The sequence below is a fragment of the Rhodococcus sp. BP22 genome (genome assembly GCF_014281965.1).
Classification (GTDB): Bacteria; Actinomycetota; Actinomycetes; order Mycobacteriales; family Mycobacteriaceae; genus Rhodococcoides.
The window spans coordinates 118,935-138,972 of the sequence record NZ_JACFTB010000010.1 but is presented as its reverse complement, the minus strand read 5'-3'; the positions used below and the strand labels follow the sequence as shown (position 1 = coordinate 138,972).

Here is a 20,038-nt window from a genome sequence, read left to right as displayed (position 1 = left end):
GGACATGCCTCCTCTAGTGAAAAATACCTACGTAATGGTAGGTCGGTTTCCCTATGGCGAGGACGTCCACGCGAGACTCTGTTAGATGTTGCAAACCCCGCTCACCACACTTGGGCGCCCTCACATGTGCTGGGCGCCGGCCACCTGTGCCCTGGAGTGGTCCCAATCTGCGAGCAAGGTGAGCAGGCCCGACACCAACGGCAACGGCTGATCCAGCATGACGTGATGTCCGGCCAGCGGGATCTCGATCACCGGCGCCGATCTGCCGAACATTTCATACATGTCCGACGCTACGTCCTGGGTGACCATGCCGCGTTCGGCACGGAACAGCGCAGCCCGGCAACGGACCGATCGAAGCAGCTCCGGTGACGGGCGGGCGCTGCCGAACATGCTCGGATCGAACTTCCACGACCATCCGCCGTCGACCTCTCGCACCGATCCGCGGGCAACGTGGTCCATCACGTACGGCAACGAGTCAGCTTGGTCTGGAACAGTGCGGAACCGCACCAACGCTTCGTCCAAAGCGGCATAGACCTTCAGCGGTCCGAACGCTCGCTTGTCCCGCGCTGCGGTCTGCTCGGGTGAGGGAGATCTGAGCGGGGTGTCGATCACCGCGACGCCCGCAATTCTGGCGTCGCCCTTCGCGGCGTCCATGCAGACCCAACCGCCCATACTGTGCCCGATCAACACTGGGGGGTGGATGAAGTTCGACGCTTCGGCCACCGCAAGAACTTCGGCAGACCAGTACTCGACTTTGTAATCTTCCCGCCATGCCGAGTCTCCGTGGCCGGACAGATCGAGCGCAACGACGCGATGGCCGCGGGCAAGAAATGGTGCGACGTGATCCCACCATCCTGAGTGCGCAGCACCACCGTGGACGAGAACGACGCCGGGAAGATCTTCCTCACCCCACGAGCGGACGTGAATAGAGGCGCCTAGCACCTCGATGTCGCTCTCGACCGGCTTGATCGCCACGGCATCCGAGAACCACTGTGGCGCATCGACATTCGTCATCATGCAAGTCCGGATTCCGGTAGGAACGTCGACGGTTCCGGGGCGCGTAGATGGAAGCTGCTACTCATTCGAGGGACTCTCCTTTTGCTGGACACACTTTCGGACTGCCGATTCGGCGCGATCCCGTCGGACGAGACCCTCGGTCTTGCACGAAACAGCGCCGTCATCACGGATGCAAGTTTTGCATAAACTAGTTTCCGGGCTTTTCTCCCGCTGCGGATTTGTCCGTTTCGACGGTCGGCACACCCAGAACCAGCGGATGTGTCCGTCCTGCCGAACCATTTTCGGAACCGAGGCCCTGAGGATCGGCGACGGATGCCAGTGCGATATCGAGTTCACCGGTCCATTCGCGCGCGATCTGAGCATCCAGGGCGTGCACACGTGCCACCAGGGGGGCATGTTGCTCGGCTGGGCAGTAACCGAGCAGGGTGTCCAACAACGAGCGGAGTCGACGCTGCACTTGAGCGGAGTTGGTGCTGAAGTGCCGGATCTCGTCGGTCGAGATAGCCACGTAATCGGCCCAGGTTCGGGTTGTTCCACGTATCCGTGTCGACACCGAGTCCGAAGCTTCCAGGCGAACTCTCGGCGCCAACGTCAAGAGTAGGTCTTCGAGATGGTCGATGGCCTGCACGGCCCTGCCGGGGTCGTTGATCGCGGGTGAGAGCGCTTTGAGTGCGATGTCGACGATTGCCTGCAGCCCGGCAGCCGGACTGACCGTCGGACTATGCGTGTCACCGAATATCAGGCACGCCATCAACTGGTGTGGGCGCACCCGCAATTGCGGCCCGTTCACCTCGAACAGCGCAGCATCCTGCGCGACGAACTCGCCGACATAGGGCAGCACCTCGATAGTGACTCCCCATACCGCGGCAAGTCGCTCGATACCGGCGAGATTGACTGCCAACAGAATTCGGCCGTCGGGAGAGAGTTGACGGAGCCTAACCGTGGTCGAGCTACCCAGCGGCTCGAACTTGTGCGGATCTCTCGACGCGGCAAGGGGCGGTGGCGTCAGAACCGGAGCAGCGGAGACGATTTCTCTCCGCCCTTGCTCCATCTCTTCCGTGAATCCCGGATAAGTTCGCACGATGGACGAGCGACTCTGTGCCGCGATCCAGCGCAGCAACCGCGAAGAATTGAGCACCATTCCCACGCGCGCTACCAGCGCGATGAAGAGAAACGCACTCACGAATGCCAACAGGATTGCAATGGACGTCGACAGCACGGGTGCTGTCGACTCGCCGGACAACGCCAGATCCGAGGCGATGATGACAGCGACGACGAACGTGGACAGAAACATCCCGATCGACCATCGCATGATGGCTTCCTGTTGCAGCATCGGCACCACACGCACCGAAATCTGCGAGGCACCGAACTGCATGGCCAGGGTGATGGCGGTGAACACCAGGCCGGTGAGCGTGATCATGCCGCCGGCGATGACGGCGAGCAACGTGGCAGTGGCTCCGATATCGAATGTCGATTCGATGCCGACCGCAGAATCGGTGTTGCCGAGTTCGCCGTCCAGGTCCACGAGGAGCGCCGCCAACACGATCGACAACGACACCAGGATCATCGGTAGCCGCCAAGTCGGTGTCCTCCGCAAGCGTCGGCGAGTGTGATTCCACCGTATCGCCGTCAGGACTCGATTGGGAACCTTGGCCACCGGCACCGGCTGATCCGACACAGTAACCGCAGCAGTCGGTGTGGCCGTCTCGATCGGTACACCGAAGCGACCCGACAGCGCTTCCTGAACAAAGATTTTCGCCCGGATGACCGGTTCACGGAACCGCTTTTCGCGGGTGAAGGCTTTCGCTCGTTTACCTGGCTTGTCGGCGTATCGCCACCGATCCCACGGCGACAACGGTCGGCCGAGCCGGATGGCACCGACGATGAGGAGCGGGGTGAAGAACAGGCCGACCAATCCCGTCCACAGCTTGCCCTTGAGCAGGGTGATTGCCGCGAGCCCAAGCTGAAGTGCCAACCCGAAGAGGACCAGCGCAAGCGTGATCAGCGATCGATCCTGCTGATAGACGTCGAAGTCCCCGGTGAATCCGATGGGGTGAACGCCGAGAAGATAGAGGCCGGAGATCGCGACGGCCACGAAGACCGCGTCGATGGAGGACCGACCTTCCTCCGCCCAGTAGACGTCGCGAAGATGCAGTATCAGTGCGAACTCGTCGAGCATCAACGCACTTCCGATACCGAAAACGCTCGCGAGAATGCAGTTGGCAACGGGGGTCTCGTAGTTCGCGATGGCGACCAGCGCGAACCCGGAGACAAGGACCATGACCAGTCCGAACATCACATGGTGAATGTGCATGCCACCTGGTGTGACGTTGCCGGGCCACCAGGACACTTCGGCCCTGATCATCCGAACGCTGAACCGAATGAAAAGAAATGCCAGTAGGAACGATACGAGTAGAAAGAACAAGGGGAGGCGTCCGTTGTCCACGACCGTCTCGGTGAACCATGTACCCATCGCGACCTCCTCGCTCAATCGAGCGAGGTCAGCCTATCTCTGTGCACGGTCTGTATGTTGTACCGACGCTGGGCGGAATCACCAGGCGGTCAGAAAACCCATCCGCGAAGCGCGATGAAGCGGAGCGCCCCGGTGGCGGCGCTCACCGCGATGACGGCGACGACCTGCAGGATCCACGACGATTCGGGAAAAACAATATGGACGACGGCGAGGGCTGCGGTGCCGAGAGCCAGACCGGCGAGGGCAAGTCCACCCGCCTCCCACTGAGTCTGCAACCAACCGACACGCTGCGTCGCATGAAAGGTATGCCGCCGATGGAGTTCATTGGCAAGAACTGTGCTCGCCGCGATTCCGGCAATATTTGCGACGAAGGTACCGAGAAATGCCAATCCGAGGAACAGTCCGATGTAGACGATGTTGCTGGAGGCACCCACGAAGACGAATCTGACGAATTGCGCCGGGGCCGATTCACCCATGAAACGCGCCTTGATTTCTGTGGCACATGTTCTCGGCTGCGTGTCCAGCGTGCTGCTCACGTCATCGTCTCCAGTTTTCGGCGTCCTGGACCGAACACAGTCCTTCCCGGTCCAACAGCGGGCGCACGAGATTCAAGGCCCAACTATGAGCCAAGTCACCCGCACTATCCGGCTAGGACGCGGTGCCGCTCTTCTTCTTGTTGCGCGAGCGACGTTCGAGATCGAAGTTCATCAGGTCAGGCTTGATCGATGCCACGAACAACATGACACAACCGAAGACCACGAGAACGATCGTCAGAACGACAACGACGATTCCTATGAACGCACCGATACTTTCCATAACTGCCCTACCTCCCGTGTTGACCCTTACCGTACTGGGCGCACTCAGGGTCGGTCGAATCCACCCCGTACCGAGTACCGGAAGTTGTACTGTCCGAAGCCATGATCACATCGACCGAACATCAACCACGACGCTTCGAGGGAAAGGTTGCCTTCATTACCGGCGCTGCCCGCGGCCAAGGAAGGGCCGAAGCGATAAGGCTCGCTTCAGAGGGCGCCGACATCATTGCGGTCGATATCTGTGGCGAGTTCGAGTCGACGTTCTACGACGGCTCCACCGCCGAGAACCTCCAGGAAACGGTCGCTGCGGTCGAAGCGCTCGATCGCCGGATCGTTGCCACCCAGGCCGACACCCGAGACTTCGCTGCCTTGTCGGCCGCTCTGAACGACGGAGTCGAGCAACTCGGCAGGCTCGACGTCGTCATCGCCAATGCCGGAATCTGTGCCGCGGGGATGTCGTGGGAAATCACCCCCGAGCAATGGAAAGAGACGATCGACGTCAATCTCACCGGCACCTTCTTCACGGCGAAGGCTGCGATTCCGATCTTGCTCGATCAGGGGACAGGCGGATCGATCGTCATGACCAGTTCGGTCGCAGGGCTCAAGGGCCTGCCGTTTCTCGCGCACTACACAGCGAGCAAGCACGGCATCGTCGGGCTGTGTCGGACGATGGCCAACGAGCTCGGACAGTTCGGTATCCGTGTCAACACGATTCATCCGCACGGTGTTGCGACCGGCATGCAACCCGGCGACATGATGGCCCTCATCGAGAAGTACCCCTCACTCGGACCGATTTTCATGGGTTCGTTGCCCGACCCGATCAGCGAGCCGGAGGACATTGCGTCCGCCGTTGCGTGGCTCGCCTCGGACGAGGCTCGGCACGTCACCGGTATTCAGTTGCCCTTGGATCTCGGAGTGCTTACGCGCTGAGACGGAAGCACTTGCCCCTGGCTACCGTGACGAAAGAGGTGAACCAGCCCGGTTGACCCGAATGCCCGAATCCGGCACTGTCGACGACAGTCGCCGTGGGGTCGACGCGAACACGGACAGAATCGGGTCGACACGATGGCGCAGAGCTTCGGGAGATACAGCCACCATTACGAGCGGGAACGCCCAAGAGACGCCCGGTGCATAGTGTGCGGGGCGGGCGAGGACTCACACGACAAGCGAATCGAGACGACGGACCGAGTAGTCGAGGTCGAGGTCGCCAAAGTTGCGGACCACCCGATCGCGGCCGACTTGTCGGACTCGATTCGATAGCTATCGAGACGAGGGGCTAGGAACCAGCCCGAGCCGGGGCGTATCGCCTGATCGCACGCATCGGCAGTTCCAGCCAGGCGGGCCGATTGCGTGCTTCGTACTCTGCCTCGTAGACAGCCTTGTCCAGCTCGTAAGCGCTGAGCAACGCTGATTCCTCGCGTGGGTCCGACCCGGTGACCGATGCATAACCGTCGCAGAACGATGCCGAGTTTCTTCTCGCCCACTCCGAGGCCCTGGCGTAGGTCGCCTCGGTCACGTCCGGATCGTCCAGCAGCAGATGATGAGCCGCATAGTCGAACGATCTCAACATTCCGGCGACATCGCGAAGCGCACTGTCTCGCTGTCTACGCTCCTCCAGTGGCTTTGCGGGCTCACCCTCGAAGTCGATGAGCAACCAACCGGTCGAGGTGCGTAGGACTTGACCGAGATGCAGGTCGCCGTGGATACGCTGCACGGTTACCGTGCCCGCTGCCTCGGCGCCTGCGATGAGCTCGCGAGCAGCTGGAAGATGGTCGGCCAGCTCCGGAATCACTTCCGCCGCAGCTTCGACCCGAGCAAGAATCTCCTCGACGGCCGTCGACGAGCCCGCGCGCTCGGCCGTACCCAACTCCCTCGCCAGATCCGCATGCACGTGGGCGACTGCAGCACCCAGGTCGTATGCCTCGCCGGAGAAATCGGAATCCAGCTCAGCTGGCTGTCGGTCGCTCGCCAGCAGGTCGCGGACACTTGCCAAGGCGGTGGTCCACCCCTCTGCAGCGTCGGCCACGAAGTCCTGCGCCATGCCGAGCATCGAGACTTCGCCATCCGCCTCGGTCTCGATCCAGGCCCGCAGCGGAGCGACGAATCGGCATCCGGTGGCGGCCAACGCGCGATGAAGTTCGATGTCCGGATTGATACCCGGGGAGACCTGTCGAAACAGCTTGAGCAGCAGCACTTCACCTAGCACCACCGAAGTATTCGACTGTTCCGCGCCCAACACCCGACCGAGCATTCCGGTCTCGACCGTTTCACCAGGCACGTTTCGGAACTCCAGGGAGCCGATCGGCTGGGCGGCCGACAATGCGTCGGAATACAGCGCAATGATCTTCGGGTCTCGCAAACCGTCGTATACGAATACGCCCTCTCGCACCGGCAACTGCCAGGGTGCCAAATCCTCGACCACAGTGCGCCGAACGCCGAGAGGTACCTGGTAGCGCTGGACGCGGCCACCTTCGGCCACGTGCGCATCCAGTCCGACATCGACCAGGACATGCTCTGTCTCCACCCCTGGACGCGAGCCCAGAGGGACCCGCGAGATGACGATGAGGGAGACGATCCGAGAACCCTTCGCGGCGAACCAGCGTTGCTGCGGAAGCCACGCCCGAAGTGCAGTTTCCAACTCTTCCGTGCTGATGTGCGTCGAATCGGTCATAGATGAGTTCACTGGCCTCCGCATTCGCTCGGTCTACTTTCTCACTCTAACGATGGATCCGCCGATATGCGCGAGCTGAGCCGAGCGCAGAGTGGTCGAATCTTTCGAATACGGCTACCCGATCCCCCTGATCTCACACACCTGACGCACTGGATCGTTTTTCTTTCGTCGCGCGAAAGTTATCCGGGCCTGACGACTATCGATCGTTCGACTCGTAGAGTGGGCCCATGTCCGCTCCACATCCTGCAAGCTTCGCCCCCATTCCCCACATCGACGTCCATCGCGCCGGTGATCGCGCGAAAACCCGTGTGGCGTGGCTAAATTCGAAGCATTCCTTCTCCTTCGGGCAGCATTACGACCCGGACAATACCCATCACGGACTACTGCTCGTCAACAACGACGACACCGTCTCTGCCGGAGAAGGATTCGAAACCCACCCACATCGCGACATGGAAATCGTGACGTGGGTGGTGCAGGGCTCGCTCGTACATCAGGATTCGATCGGCCACTCCGGAGTCATCTATCCCGGCCTCGCACAACGCATGAGCGCAGGCAAAGGGATCATGCATTCGGAAAAGAACGACTCCTGGCGGCTGACCGGCGAACAGCACCACGAGCCCGTTCGATTCGTTCAGATGTGGGTTATGCCAGACACCCCTGGCATCACACCCGGATACGAACAACTCGAAATCGACGACGAATTACTGCGCGGCGGACTGATTCCCGTGGCATCCGGCATGAAGAAGCATCACGGGCAGTCCGCGATCGGTATATCCCAGAAGTCCGCTGCCATGCATGCAGCACGGTTACAGCCCGGGCGACCGATCACGATCCCCGAAGCGCCGTTTCTTCATGTTTTCGTCGTCGCCGGGACAGTCCAGATGGAAGGCATCGGCGAATTGTACGAGGGGGACGCCGTACGCCTGAGTTCCTCTGGTGGACAACGAATCGAGGCAACCGCACCTGCCGAGATACTGGTGTGGGAGATGCACAAACGCCTGGGTGGATGAGCAACACAGTCGATGACAGGTTGATCACGGCATCCGAATAGTCGAATGCCCGGCCAGGCAAGGCGCTTAGACTCTCCAGCACTCACGCTCGTACGCATCGGAGGTCTCCGCCGTGTCAGACCAACCGCCACCTGAGAATCCACCCCCACCCCAGGATCCGCCCCCGGGTGGCTATCCCCCACCAGGTAGCTACCCACCGGGAAATTACCCACCACAGGGCAATTACCCACCACAAGGCGGCTACCCACCAGGCAGTTACCCGCCGCAAGGCGGCTATCCACAGCAAGGCGGCTACCCACAGCAAGGCGGCTACCCACAGCAAGGCGGGTACCAACAGCCTCCACCGCCGCCGCAGAATACCGCCGGCATCGTGGCGGTCGTGCTCGCGATCCTCGGCATCGTGCTCTGCTGGACGATCCTGGGCGGCATCATCTTCGGATTGCTGGCTGTGGTTATCGGTTTCATCGGTCGTTCGAAATCAAACAAGGGCACCGCAACCAACGGGGCCGTCTCCCTCGTCGCGATAATTCTCGGTCTGGTCGCGGTTGCGCTGTCGATCGTCCTGCTCGTGGTCGGTATCGGACTGTTCAACAGCAGTGGAGGCAAAGACTTCGCCGACTGCATCAGTGATGCCGGCACCAACCAGCGTGAGCAGCAGCGTTGCGCCGACAAGTGGCAGCAGAACATCGAGGACAGGTTCGACGTCACCGTCCCCAGCCAACCCAACTGACAACTACGCAGGCGGCGGAGTGAGCCTCGCCGGACTCCTCGCTCGTCACCACGTCGGAGAGCGGTGATGGATACATCCGAGCCGTCAACCAGGGCGTTCAATCACCCGTGCGGCTGGCGTGCACCGGTGGATACGCAGCCACCGGATCAGCAACGACGACTTGGTTGCCACCGAGGCGTTTGGCCTCGTACATTGCCCCATCCGCCTGCCGAAGCAGATCCGTCACCGTGCACACTCCGTCGCCGTCGACGGAAGCAGAATGTGCGACGCCGACGCTGACCGTCAGTGGGCAGATATCCTGCAGCGAGTGCAAGCGAGTGCGCATCCATTCGGCGACCGAGATTGCTTGTTCGGCGGACACCGTCGTCACGATCGCGAACTCCTCGCCGCCGGTCCTCGCGACGAGGACTTCGTCGACGCGGATTCTGCGTGCGATCAGGGTGAGCGCCAGGTCTCCACCTTCGTGTCCGAAGCGATCATTGATCGATTTGAATCGGTCGACGTCGATGACCAAGACCGACACCTCACTCCGGCCTCGGAGAAAACGCGGTATCGCCTCATCGAGCCCTCGTCTGTTGTGCAGACCGGTCAACGGGTCGAGCATCGCATCGTCTGCGTCGACCCGCAGGTTGAGCAGTATCGACTGGAGAAATACGGGAGTGGTGAACATGACGGGCAGCAGCATGATCAGATGCGACCACGCGAGACCGTGATCGAGATGCGGTGACGCCAGGATGAGCGTGAACATCCCTGCCACCGTTACCGCAGACCAGAGCAGGTGTGCCATGAGCAGCTTCGGGCTGTGAAAGACCTGTACATACAAACCTGTCGCGGCGAGAAGCACACATACCGGGAACGACATCTGTATCGACCCGTAGGACAGCAGGGCCACGGTAGTGCCGAGATCGGCGTAGACGACGAACATTGTGCTCGCCCGCTCGCTCGGCCACGGACCGCGTATCCACAGCGCACCGACCGCGAACGACGAGATGACAGCGGACACGAGGACGGCCCTGCCTACCGTCGAGCCAGGCGGAGACGCCGTCAGAAAACTTGTGAGCCCAGCGAGCCCGAAGAAGATGCAGTTGAAACCGACTCCGATGCGGTATGCCTTCAAGACACCTCGAGCCTCGAAATACTTTCTCATCCGCATGTAGTTGCAGGGCTGAGCCCACCATCTGCGCAGAAATGTCACGGTGCTGTGCCCTCCACGCCGTTGCCGACCCCGTATTCCCCCGGCAATTGACGAAAACAAGTACGTTCCGCGATCAGACTTCGCGGTGGTTTTCGATATCGTACCCATTCCCGCTGGTCTCGACAGGCTTTGGAGATTCCGGTTCGGCTTCGGATCTCGGCTCGGTCTCGGGTATCGGCCGATTCCTCGTAAGAGTGTAAAGATGGATTACATGACTGCTGTTGTTAATTCCGGAATCGACCTCAGCTACGCAGACCCTGACACGCGCGCGCAGGACGACCTGTTCGTGCACGTCAACGGCAAGTGGCTCGACGACTATGTAATCCCGGCCGACCGTGCGGTCGACGGTGCATTCAGAACTCTCTACGACAAGGCCGAAGAAGACGTACGGGCGATCATCCAGGAGTCCGCAGCCTCGAATTCACCCGTGGGCACCGACGCACAAAAGATCGGTGACCTCTACTCGAGCTTCCTCGATGCCGATGCGGTCGAAGAAGCCGGACTGACCCCGATCTCCGAGGAGCTCGCCGCCGTCGCCGACGCGACCGACCTCGTGACACTGGCCGGTGTGCTCGGGGGTCTGCAACGCACCGGCATCGGCGGGGCCATCGGCCACTATGTCGACACCGACGCCAAGGACTCCACGCGCTACCTCGTGCACTTCTCCCAGTCGGGAATCGGCCTGCCGGACGAGTCGTACTACCGCGAGGAAAACTACGCCGAGATTCGCAGCGCCTACGTGGCGCACATCTCGAAGATGTTCACTCTCGCCGGGGTCGGCTACGACGCCGATCGCGTCTTCGATCTCGAGAAGAAACTCGCTGCAGGTCACTGGGACGTCGTGGCTCGTCGCGATGCCGAGAAGAGCTACAACCTCGTCGACTTCGACACCCTCGTTCGGGACGAACCCGGATTCGACTGGACTGCATGGATTTCCGGCCTCGGCGGCACCGCCGAGCAGTTTGCTGAGATCGTCGTTCGCCAACCGCCGTTCGTGTCAACCTTCGCCGCACTGTGGACCTCGGCAGACATCGAAGATTGGAAGGCATGGCTGACCTGGCGCATCATCCACGGTCGAGCGAATCTACTGTCTGCAGCTCTGGTCGAGGAGAACTTCGCCTTCTACGGAAAGACTCTCAGCGGCACCGAGGAAAACCGCGAGCGGTGGAAGCGTGGAGTGTCACTCGTGCAGGATCTGCTCGGTGAATCCGTCGGGAAGCTGTACGTCGATCGTCACTTTCCTGCCGACGCCAAAGAACGTATGCAGGTTCTCGTGAAGAATCTGCAGGAAGCGTACCGACGCAACATCTCCGACCTCGAATGGATGAGCCCGCAGACTCGGGCGAAAGCACTCGAGAAGCTAGAGAAGTTCACCCCGAAAATCGGCTACCCCGATCGCTGGCGAGACTACTCGGCCGTTTCCATCGACGCAGGTGACCTCGTCGGAAACTACCGCCGCGGACATGTCGCAGAGTATCAGCGCGAACTCGACAAACTCGGTGGGCCCGTGGACCGCGACGAGTGGTTCATGACCCCACAGACGGTCAACGCGTATTACAACCCCGGAATGAACGAAATCGTCTTTCCCGCAGCGATTCTGCAACCACCGTTTTTCGATGCGGCGGCAGACGACGCCGCAAACTACGGCGGTATCGGTGCCGTCATCGGCCATGAAATCGGCCACGGATTCGACGACCAGGGCGCCAAGTACGACGGCGACGGCAACATGGTCGACTGGTGGACCGACAACGACCGCACCGAATTCGGCAAGCGCACTGCCGCATTGATCGAGCAGTACAACCAGTTCGAGCCCAAGGCGCTACCCGGTCACCGCGTCAACGGTGAATTCACCATCGGTGAGAACATCGGCGACCTCGGCGGGCTGTCGATCGCCATAGCCGCGTACAAGATCGCGCTCGGTGGCGACCAAGCCCCCGTACTCGACGGCCTGACCGGCCTACAGCGGGTCTTCTTCGGCTGGTCGCAGGTGTGGCGGACCAAGGCGCGCGACGAGGAAGCCCTTCGCCGACTTGCGGTCGACCCGCACTCACCACCGGAATTCCGCTGCAACGGCGTCGTGCGCAATCTCGACAGTTTTCACGAAGCCTTCGATGTACAGCCTGGAGATGCGCTGTACTTGGACCCGGAAGAGCGCGTCAAGATCTGGTAAGACGCGTCGCGTAGGAGGGGAGCAAGCAAATGAAAGCCCGAATCAGGTGGCTCGCCGCACATGGGGTCGTGCGCTACGGCGCCAAGAAAGCAGCGCAAGCGGGCGACCCGCAGGCCATGCTCGTGGCAGATCCCGCGACACGGGAGAATCCGCGAGAGGTGTTCGAGCGCATTCGCGCGTCGGGACCGCTGGTGAAGACCCGGATTTCGACTATCTCGGTCAGCCATCGCGTCGTGTTCGACCTCCTACGCTCCGACGACTTCCGCGTCAGCGAACTCGGGGCCAACCTCCCGAGGACGCTACGTTTCATCGAAAAGCACACGCGCTCGAGCGCTCTGCACCCGCTCAAGCCGCCTTCGCTTCTCTCCGTCGAGCCTCCGGAGCACACGCGCTACCGCAAGCTGGTCTCCTCGGTCTTCACTCCGCGCGCGGTGGCGAAGATGCGCGAGATGGTGCAGGAGACCGCGGACCGTCTACTCGACGACCTCACCGCAGGCGGCGTCGAAGTAGACATCGTCGACAAGTACTGCGCGCAGCTTCCGGTCGCCGTGATCAGCAACATTCTCGGCGTGCCGGACAGCGAGCGGGCGCGTGTTCTCGAATTCGGTGAGATGGCTGCACCGAGCCTGGACATCGGCTTGTCGTGGAAACAGTTCAACCAGGTCGAGAAAGGACTCGAAGGTTTCGATGCCTGGCTGGGCGATCATCTCGCCGAACTGCGGAAAAACCCAGGCGACGATTTGATGAGCCAGCTCATTGCAGCCACCGAGGACGGCGTCGGTCTGAACGACGAAGAGCTCCGGTCGACTGCCGGGCTGGTACTGGCAGCCGGATTCGAGACGACGGTCAATCTGCTCGGGAGCGGAATCCGACTACTTCTCGACCACCCAGACCAACTCGAGGTACTGACCCGCGACCCCTCGCACTGGCCCAACGCCGTCGACGAAATGTTGCGCCTGGAATCACCGGTCCAGCTCACGGGTCGTCTCGCCCGCCACGACGTCACCGTCGAGGGCATCGAAGTACCCGAGGGCGGGCTGGTGGTCCTCGTGCTGGCAGGCGCCAATCGCGATCCGGACGTCTTCGACGACCCGTATCGGTTCGACGTCACCCGCGCGAACGCGAACAAACATCTTTCGTTCTCCGGCGGGCGGCACTACTGTCTCGGTGCGTCGTTGGCGAAAGCCGAGTCCGAAGTCGGACTGAAAACGCTCTTCGACAGATTCCCCCACCTGCGATCTGCAGGTGAGGGAGTCCGGCGAGAAACCCGAGTTCTGCACGGCTGGGCCTCCCTGCCCGTAAACCTCGGGCAACCTGCGTCTACAGGCGCGAGCCGGTAGTAGCGCAGAAGAAAAACACCTCGTCGAGGTTCGGAACGAGGCGCACCGTCTGGCCGAGACGGACGTCCAGCTTCCGATCGACCCGAACAGCGAACCGGCCGGACTGGGTGCTCCAGTTCGCGCCGGGCTCGGGCGCCGCGTACAGGTACGATTCGGCGCCGAGTTCCTCGATCAGCTCGACTGTCGACGCCACCGCGCCTTCGTTCTCGCCCACGAGTCGCCACGATTCCGGCCGAACTCCCAGCACCACTCGCCCATGGGCGCCACGGGGAAGAGGAATGCGAAGATCCCCCATCACCGCCGCACCCTCGACTACAGGAGCTTCGACGAGATTCATTCCAGGAGAACCGATGAACCCTGCCACGAAGGTGTTCACCGGATTGTCGTACAGCTCCCTGGGTGGAGCGATCTGCTGCAGTTTCCCATCGAGCAGGACCGCAACTCGATCACCCATCGTCATGGCCTCGACCTGGTCGTGAGTGACATAGACCGTCGTCGTACCGAGTCGCTTCTGCAGCCCAGCGATTTGCGCCCTGGTACTGACGCGAAGCTTGGCGTCGAGATTGGACAGTGGTTCGTCCATGCAGAACACCGTGGGTTGACGAACGATTGCCCGCCCCATGGCAACTCGCTGACGTTGACCACCGGACAACTTGCCCGGCTTACGGTCGAGCAACGCTTCGAGCTCGAGCATCTTCGCAGCCTCATGGACGCGCACCGCGGTGTCTGCCTTGCTCATTCCCGCGTTCCGTAGCGCAAAACCCATGTTGTCGGCGACGGTCATGTTGGGGTACAGCGCGTAGTTCTGAAACACCATCGCGACATCCCTGGCCCGTGGTGCGAGCCCGGTGACGTCGATCCCGCCGATGTCGATTCGGCCGCTCTCCACCGATTCGAGCCCGGCGAGCATTCGCAGGGACGTCGACTTACCGCATCCCGACGGCCCGACCAGCACGATGAATTCACCGTCGGCGATATCGAGATCGAGACTGTCCACTGCCAGCGACTCCGCACCCGGGTATCGGTGCGAGACGCCGGCATACCGAACCGCTGCCATTACGCGGGAAGGTTCGGGGTGATCTGGCGGTCGATGATCTTCTGAAGCTGATCGGCGACACTCGCGAATGTGGTTGCCACATCGGCATTCTGCAGTGCGATCTGCTCGAGACCGGTACCGATGATCTTGTCAGCACCGGGAACGAAGACGCGGGCATAGTCCTGGCTGCGCGTGAACGCAAGCTGATCGACAGCCGTCTTCGCATTCGGGTTGGCTGCGAGGAACGCAATCTCACTCGGATCCTGCTGGGCAGACTTACGAACCGGCATGTAACCGGTGTTCTGCGAGAAGTATGCAGTGTTGGCGCCGTTGGTCACGAAGTCGATGAACTTGAGCGCGTTGACCTTACGTTCCTCGGAGATTTTCGATGGGATGGCAAGTCCGGCTCCACCCGTCGGGCATCCCGGCTTTCCATCCGACGACGGCAGGAAGGCAGTGCCGAACTCGAACGACGCGCTCTTGGTGATGGTGGACAAGTCGCCCGTCGATGCGATGGTCGAGGCGAGGATGCCGGCGCCGAAGTCGTTGGCGATGTCATTGGAGACCGCTGCATATTTTTTGGTGTGGACCATGTCCTTGAGGAATTGGCCTGCGGCAATTGTCTTCTCGTCGCCGAACTTCAGATCGAAGCCCTCGGAGTAGCTACCGCCGAACGTCCAGATCGGCCCCTCGTAGGTCCAGCCGAGGTAGTCCACCGCGTTGCCCCAGCCGTGGGCCAGCTTGCCGTCGCCGACGACAGCCTGGATGCGTGGGCCCCATTCGTCGAATTCGGCCCATGTGGTGGGTCCGCGGTCCGGCAATCCCGCCTGCGACCAGACGGCCTTGTTGTAGTAGAACAGTGGAGTCGACCGTGCATACGGCAAGGCCCAGTGATTGCCGTTCCAGTTGTAATCGGCGAGAAGCGAATCGACGTAGTCGGCAGAGTCGACGCCTGCTGCGGAGAAGTGCTTGTCGAGCGGTTCGATCGCGCCGGTGAGCGCATAGTTGAACCACCAGACATCGGACAGCACGACGACATCCGGGACGTCGTTACCGGACAGCGCCGCGTTGAACTTCTGCGACACCTCCTCGTAGTTCTTCCCGCCGTCGATCAAGTTGACGGTCAGGCCAGGGTTCTCAGCTTGGAAGCGCGAGATGAGCTCCTTCTCGAACTCCTGTGACTTTCCGGGATGGTTCGACCAGAAGTTGATGGTGTTCGCGTCACCGGTCGCTGCGTCACCCGACGAGCTGGTACCAGGGCTGCTGCATGCTGCGAGCGCCGCACCTGCCGCCAATGTTCCGGTGAGAGTGAGGAAACCGCGTCGATTGAGGATGGCCATGATGTTGTGCTCCTGTCGATGAAGATGAATCAGCCTTTGACCGCACCGGAGGTGAGGCCTTTGATCATGTGGCGCTGAAGGGCTAGGAAGACGATGAGAATGGGAAGTATGGTGAGGATCGTGGCAGCCATGACCGCGCCCCAGTTGGTATAACCCTCACTGTTCTGCAGCAGTGTCAATCCGACCGGCAGCGGCGCGACGGAAGAATCGTCGGACATCAGGAACGGCCAGAGGTATTCGTTCCACTCGGTGACGATCGTGATGATGGCGAACGCCACCATCGTCGGACCGGACAGTGGCAGAACCACACGCAGCAGCAGCCTGATCGGCCCCGCTCCATCCATTCGTGCCGCTTCGATGATCTCGGCTGGAAGCGACAGAAAGTGATTGCGCATCAGGAATGTTCCGAAAGCCACACCCGCCAGCGGCAGAATGATGCCTTGGAAAGAGTTGCGCCATCCCAGATCTGAGATCAACGAATAGTTCGAGATGACTGTGATCTGATTGGGCACCATCAGTGCCGCAATGATGACCAGGAACACGAAGTTCTTCCCCGGAAATCTGAGGAACACCAGTCCGTATGCGCTCAGGACACCGAGAACGAACTTGATCGACGACGTCGCGACCGTGATGATCAGTGAGTTCTTCAGATAGGTGAAGAACGGCACTTCGGTCACTGCCTCGGTGTAGTTCTGCGGACGAAATACACCCGGCCACCATGTCACCGGCTGGACATAGATATCGCCCCGCTCCTTGAACGAGGTGATGAGAATCCAGAACAGTGGCAGCCCGATCATGATGAGTACCAGCACCATCGCGATATAGCCGAAGACAGTGGAAAGGCGCCGGTTCCGAGGCACGTCGGGAGTGCGGACGGGCGGCGGCGTCTCCGCGGTGATACGCGGCGCGGTGAGTGTCATCGCTGATCGTCTCGATCCATGACTCGAACTTGCACGAGGGTGATGATCAACAGGACGAGAAACATGATCGTTGCCACCGTTGCGCCGTATCCGGCACGGAAGTTGCGGAAAGTCTCTTCGTAGACCTGGAACACCATTGTCGTCGTGCCGTTGCCGAGCGGCCCTCCGCGCGTCATGACGTTGATGATGTCGAAGACCTGCAACGAATTGAGCAGGACTGTAATCGAAAGAAAGAAGGTCGTCGGACGCAGTTGTGGGAGAAGAACTTTACGGAAGGTGGTCCACCTACCGGCGCGGTCGATCTCTGCCGCCTCCATGAGTTCCTTGCGGACGCCCTGCAGCGCAGCGAGGTAGATGACGAATGCATAGCCGAGGTTCTTCCACAGATATGTCACCGTCACCATGAACAACGCCCAGTGCGGGTCCTGATAGAAGTCCGGGGAGGTCAGTCCGACTCGGTGCAGAAGGTCCTGCACGAGACCGAAGTTCGGATCGAACACGAACTGGAAGGCAATTCCGATCGCAGCACCCGAAATGACGAACGGGGCGAAGATCGCGGACCGAACGAAGTTGCGGCCGCGGAGCTGCCGATCGAGCAGCATTGCCAACGCGAGACCGAGCACCAGGCTGCCGACCACTGCCGCGATGGTGAACACGACGGTGTTACCGACGATGGTCCAGGTGTCGTCACGGGAGAACCACTCGCGATAGTTGTCCAAGCCGATGAAGGTGGACGTCGGCGAGGAAAGATTCCAGTCGTAAAAGGAGAATTGGAAGTTCTCGATCAAAGGTCGGTAGGTGAACACGACCAGCAGAACGAGATTGGGCCCCAACAGAATCAGGAACAGTGCGTAGTCGCTCCACGGCCGACCGAAGAATGATCTCCGGCCTGCCGTGGGCAGCACTCGTTCGGTCGTTGTACTCACAAACGGGGACTGTGCTCACCCGCAACGAATGAAAGGTGAACTACTTCCGAACTGATGAGAACATCGAAGCCAAGAGCTAGCGGTTCCAGTCACCCAAGCCGTCGGAGCCGCTCAGAGTGCCACCGCCACTGTTGACGACGACGACGGGATCACCCTTCTGCGAGTTCTCGAAGAACCATCGTCCATCCTCGGTGCTGACGTTGAGGCAGCCGTGGCTGACATCCTCGTAGCCCTGCGAATCGACCGACCACGGAGCGGCGTGAACGAAGATGCCGCTGTAGGAGATACGCGTCGCGTACTCGACGTAGGTGCGGTACCCGTCGGGCGAATCGACCGGTACGCCGTAGGTGGACGAATCCATGTACATGTCGCGGAACTTCTCGCCGACGAGGTAGGTGCCGTTGGGCGTCTCGTGCCCAGCCTTGCCCATCGATGTCGGCATCGTCTTGACGACCTCACCGTTGCGCGTGATCGTCATGGTGTGGGTCGCGTCGTCCGCGGTGGTGATGAGGGAGTCGCCGGTCGAGAAGTCGGCGCGCGAACCTGCTGCTTCGACGGTGACCTGAGTATGTGCCGGATAGAACTCGTTGGGCAGCCACCGGACCTGGCTGTCGTTGATCCAGTAGAAGTGGCCGTCGACAGCAGGTGAGGTCGTGATGTGAATTGCACGTTCGGCCGCACCGCGATCGCCGATCGCCTCGTTGAAACGGATGGCAATCGGCTGCGCGACGCCGACTACCTCACCGCCGGACGGGCTGATGGACGGATCGGAGAAGTTCGCAGGCGCCAGGCGCGGGATCTGCGGCTGAGGCACCGGCGCGGCCGGGTCCGACGAGCCCGAGAACGAGGGGAGAGTGGGCGCCTCGGGACCGCCGGGCCACAGTGGAGCGGCCTGAGCCGGCGCGATCAGCGCACTCATACCCACTGCAGCCGTCACGGTCGCCAGAGACAGCCGGACTGCCAATCGGCGCGATGTCCTAGATACGAATGCCATAACTGATCGGTCCATCCTTAGTCTTCCCCGAGCGTGCAGTTCAAAGCCATTAACACATACCCGGCCGACATTGTGCGAATCGAAATCGAACGTTTCAGATCATTCCGGCTTTCTTTGCCATCGATCGCAACTGAATTGCCGAGACGACGAATGCGATGCCGAAGAGCAACGCAAACACACCGACCAGCCAGACGATGCCCAGGATGCCGCTACCAGGGAAGAACACCAGAATGAGACCGAAGAGGAGTTCGAGAACACCCGCGATCATGAGCGCTACCCAATGCGATGCGCCGTCGAGCCGACGTAGTCGCAGAGATCCTGCTATTTCCAGGATTCCCCCCAAAATCGCCCAGATTCCTATGACGAAGACGACAGCGAGTGCCGTTATGTTCGGCCATACGAACGCGACAATTCCGGCACCGAGCGAGACGAATCCGCCGAGCATCCACCACACCCAACCCGATTCGACCTTCCTCGCCCGAGCTGCCCGAACGATGGCCGAGACCCCGTCGACGATCGCGTACGCGCCGAAAACGACGACCAGAGCCCACACCGTGACATCCGGCCAGGCCAGGGCGACGATGCCGAAGACGATCGCCACGATTCCGCGTATCAGAACGGCCCACCAGAGGTCCTTGCCGATCTGGAGAAATGCCTCTTCGTTGGTGCTGAACTGTGTCGACATTGCCATCCCCCTCATATGTTGTCGAAGCGAACATTTGTGATTGTAAAAAGCACTCACCGAGGTGAGGCGACGCCGGATCTCCAGGTGGTGGCGCCGTCGGACAGGCAACTCTGTCCGGTAGTGAGGTTCAAAGCGAGCCCGGCCCCTGCGTCACATCGCACGCCTTCCGAAGCAGTTCCGACGAACGTCTGGCCGGGGGCCAGAGAGAGAGCCACCGCGACTGCGCCGGGATCGGGCGAGACGATCGACACCGCATTGTGGCCGAACGCGAGCGCGCCGACCTGGCCCGACGCTGTTTCGGCAGCGGCGACGGCACCGCCTTGGGCCAGACCGACCGCGCTGCCACCGACGTCGGCGCGCGCGAACGCGACTGCATCGAGTGCATGAGCGAATGCATTGCTCGTGGCGTCGGTCCGCACGCCGCACGCACTCGTCCCGTCGACGAGCACATTTTCCACCGGGGGCTGCCCACCGCAGGACAGCTCGGCTCCGTGCGCCGTTCCGGCAGTCAGCAACGACACCGAAACCCCGATAAGCACAGGGCCCGCCACCAGCGCCACCTTCCGCGCTAATCCACGTTGAAAGAACACCGCCACACCTTTCCTCGTGAGCCGCCGACCCGTGTTTGGATTGTGCCACTAACGGGCACTCCCAGGCGGGTCTATCGGCCCTATCAGCATTCCGTCGAGCCACCGGCGGCAGAACATGTCGAGTCG

General features: G+C 61.2%; 18 protein-coding genes. 5 read left to right on the top strand and 13 right to left on the bottom strand.

Going from position 1 to position 20,038, the window contains the following annotated elements:
• Positions 1-120: 120 nt before the first annotated feature.
• The 4 genes from H2510_RS19755 to H2510_RS19740 form a co-directional block, all read right to left on the bottom strand.
• Positions 121-1,014 carry an alpha/beta fold hydrolase gene (locus H2510_RS19755; protein WP_186629997.1) on the bottom strand — a complete coding sequence of 298 codons (894 nt, stop codon included), beginning with the start codon at positions 1,012-1,014 and terminating at the stop codon, positions 121-123.
• A gap of 190 nt (positions 1,015-1,204) precedes the next feature.
• Positions 1,205-3,490 carry a DUF2254 family protein gene (locus H2510_RS19750; protein WP_186629984.1) on the bottom strand — a complete coding sequence of 762 codons (2,286 nt, stop codon included), beginning with the start codon at positions 3,488-3,490 and terminating at the stop codon, positions 1,205-1,207.
• An 89-nt stretch (positions 3,491-3,579) separates the two neighbouring features.
• Positions 3,580-4,026, bottom strand: coding sequence for a GtrA family protein (locus H2510_RS19745; protein WP_315901452.1), 447 nt, complete (start codon positions 4,024-4,026; stop codon positions 3,580-3,582).
• Between the two features lie 112 nt (positions 4,027-4,138).
• Positions 4,139-4,306 (bottom strand): hypothetical protein, encoded by a 168-nt coding sequence (locus tag H2510_RS19740; RefSeq protein WP_179142135.1) that lies wholly within the window; start codon positions 4,304-4,306, stop codon positions 4,139-4,141.
• 101 nt (positions 4,307-4,407) lie between these two features.
• Between H2510_RS19740 and H2510_RS19735 the strand changes: the two genes are divergently transcribed.
• Positions 4,408-5,235: a mycofactocin-coupled SDR family oxidoreductase gene (locus tag H2510_RS19735; RefSeq protein ID WP_186629983.1), complete on the top strand. Its 828-nt coding sequence runs from the start codon at positions 4,408-4,410 to the stop codon at positions 5,233-5,235.
• Between the two features lie 346 nt (positions 5,236-5,581).
• Here H2510_RS19735 and H2510_RS19730 read toward each other — a convergent pair whose 3' ends face one another.
• The gene (locus tag H2510_RS19730; RefSeq protein WP_186629982.1) at positions 5,582-6,976 is read right to left on the bottom strand and encodes a maltokinase N-terminal cap-like domain-containing protein; all 1,395 of its coding nucleotides are present in this window, start codon (positions 6,974-6,976) and stop codon (positions 5,582-5,584) included.
• A 227-nt stretch (positions 6,977-7,203) separates the two neighbouring features.
• Between H2510_RS19730 and H2510_RS19725 the strand changes: the two genes are divergently transcribed.
• Positions 7,204-7,986, top strand: coding sequence for a pirin-like bicupin family protein (locus tag H2510_RS19725; RefSeq protein ID WP_186629981.1), 783 nt, complete (start codon positions 7,204-7,206; stop codon positions 7,984-7,986).
• Positions 7,987-8,098: 112 nt separating this feature from the next.
• Positions 8,099-8,716: a DUF4190 domain-containing protein gene (locus tag H2510_RS19720; protein ID WP_186629980.1), complete on the top strand. Its 618-nt coding sequence runs from the start codon at positions 8,099-8,101 to the stop codon at positions 8,714-8,716.
• Between the two features lie 97 nt (positions 8,717-8,813).
• On the opposite strand, the gene H2510_RS19715 is transcribed toward H2510_RS19720, so the two are convergent.
• On the bottom strand, positions 8,814-9,911 hold the full coding sequence (locus H2510_RS19715) for a GGDEF domain-containing protein (RefSeq protein WP_315901451.1): 1,098 nt from the start codon (positions 9,909-9,911) through the stop codon (positions 8,814-8,816).
• A 211-nt stretch (positions 9,912-10,122) separates the two neighbouring features.
• Between H2510_RS19715 and H2510_RS19710 the strand changes: the two genes are divergently transcribed.
• Positions 10,123-12,081 carry a M13 family metallopeptidase gene (locus H2510_RS19710; RefSeq protein ID WP_186629978.1) on the top strand — a complete coding sequence of 653 codons (1,959 nt, stop codon included), beginning with the start codon at positions 10,123-10,125 and terminating at the stop codon, positions 12,079-12,081.
• Positions 12,082-12,110: 29 nt separating this feature from the next.
• Positions 12,111-13,421 (top strand): cytochrome P450, encoded by a 1,311-nt coding sequence (locus tag H2510_RS19705; RefSeq protein WP_186629977.1) that lies wholly within the window; start codon positions 12,111-12,113, stop codon positions 13,419-13,421.
• On the opposite strand, the gene H2510_RS19700 is transcribed toward H2510_RS19705, so the two are convergent.
• The 7 genes from H2510_RS19700 to H2510_RS19670 form a co-directional block, all read right to left on the bottom strand.
• On the bottom strand, positions 13,402-14,478 hold the full coding sequence (locus H2510_RS19700; protein ID WP_186629976.1) for an ABC transporter ATP-binding protein: 1,077 nt from the start codon (positions 14,476-14,478) through the stop codon (positions 13,402-13,404). The genes H2510_RS19705 and H2510_RS19700 overlap by 20 nt on opposite strands.
• Positions 14,478-15,797 (bottom strand): ABC transporter substrate-binding protein, encoded by a 1,320-nt coding sequence (locus H2510_RS19695; protein ID WP_186629975.1) that lies wholly within the window; start codon positions 15,795-15,797, stop codon positions 14,478-14,480. The genes H2510_RS19700 and H2510_RS19695 overlap by 1 nt, the downstream gene beginning before the upstream one ends.
• A gap of 29 nt (positions 15,798-15,826) precedes the next feature.
• Positions 15,827-16,717 (bottom strand): carbohydrate ABC transporter permease, encoded by an 891-nt coding sequence (locus H2510_RS19690; protein WP_186629974.1) that lies wholly within the window; start codon positions 16,715-16,717, stop codon positions 15,827-15,829.
• Entirely contained in the window at positions 16,714-17,622 is a 909-nt protein-coding gene (locus H2510_RS19685) for a carbohydrate ABC transporter permease (protein ID WP_397517395.1), read from the bottom strand. The genes H2510_RS19690 and H2510_RS19685 overlap by 4 nt, the downstream gene beginning before the upstream one ends.
• Before the next feature lie 97 nt (positions 17,623-17,719).
• Complete coding sequence (locus tag H2510_RS19680) at positions 17,720-18,637, bottom strand: Ig-like domain-containing protein (RefSeq protein WP_397517393.1); 918 nt, start codon at positions 18,635-18,637, stop codon at positions 17,720-17,722.
• Between the two features lie 94 nt (positions 18,638-18,731).
• On the bottom strand, positions 18,732-19,322 hold the full coding sequence (locus H2510_RS19675) for an HdeD family acid-resistance protein (protein ID WP_186629971.1): 591 nt from the start codon (positions 19,320-19,322) through the stop codon (positions 18,732-18,734).
• A gap of 53 nt (positions 19,323-19,375) precedes the next feature.
• The gene (locus H2510_RS19670; protein WP_315901450.1) at positions 19,376-19,912 is read right to left on the bottom strand and encodes a DUF6764 family protein; all 537 of its coding nucleotides are present in this window, start codon (positions 19,910-19,912) and stop codon (positions 19,376-19,378) included.
• Positions 19,913-20,038 lie beyond the last annotated feature (126 nt).

What these genes read in the sequence shown, in the direction of transcription:
- H2510_RS19755 (WP_186629997.1), bottom strand. Translation starts at nt 1,014, where the DNA reads ATGACGAATGTCGATGCGCCACAGTGGTTCTCGGATGCCGTGGCGATC.
- H2510_RS19750 (WP_186629984.1), bottom strand. Translation starts at nt 3,490, where the DNA reads ATGGGTACATGGTTCACCGAGACGGTCGTGGACAACGGACGCCTCCCC.
- H2510_RS19740 (WP_179142135.1), bottom strand. Translation starts at nt 4,306, where the DNA reads ATGGAAAGTATCGGTGCGTTCATAGGAATCGTCGTTGTCGTTCTGACG.
- H2510_RS19735 (WP_186629983.1), top strand. Translation starts at nt 4,408, where the DNA reads ATGATCACATCGACCGAACATCAACCACGACGCTTCGAGGGAAAGGTT.
- H2510_RS19730 (WP_186629982.1), bottom strand. Translation starts at nt 6,976, where the DNA reads ATGACCGATTCGACGCACATCAGCACGGAAGAGTTGGAAACTGCACTT.
- H2510_RS19725 (WP_186629981.1), top strand. Translation starts at nt 7,204, where the DNA reads ATGTCCGCTCCACATCCTGCAAGCTTCGCCCCCATTCCCCACATCGAC.
- H2510_RS19710 (WP_186629978.1), top strand. Translation starts at nt 10,123, where the DNA reads ATGACTGCTGTTGTTAATTCCGGAATCGACCTCAGCTACGCAGACCCT.
- H2510_RS19705 (WP_186629977.1), top strand. Translation starts at nt 12,111, where the DNA reads ATGAAAGCCCGAATCAGGTGGCTCGCCGCACATGGGGTCGTGCGCTAC.
- H2510_RS19700 (WP_186629976.1), bottom strand. Translation starts at nt 14,478, where the DNA reads ATGGCAGCGGTTCGGTATGCCGGCGTCTCGCACCGATACCCGGGTGCG.
- H2510_RS19695 (WP_186629975.1), bottom strand. Translation starts at nt 15,797, where the DNA reads ATGGCCATCCTCAATCGACGCGGTTTCCTCACTCTCACCGGAACATTG.
- H2510_RS19690 (WP_186629974.1), bottom strand. Translation starts at nt 16,717, where the DNA reads ATGACACTCACCGCGCCGCGTATCACCGCGGAGACGCCGCCGCCCGTC.
- H2510_RS19680 (WP_397517393.1), bottom strand. Translation starts at nt 18,637, where the DNA reads ATGGCATTCGTATCTAGGACATCGCGCCGATTGGCAGTCCGGCTGTCT.
- H2510_RS19675 (WP_186629971.1), bottom strand. Translation starts at nt 19,322, where the DNA reads ATGTCGACACAGTTCAGCACCAACGAAGAGGCATTTCTCCAGATCGGC.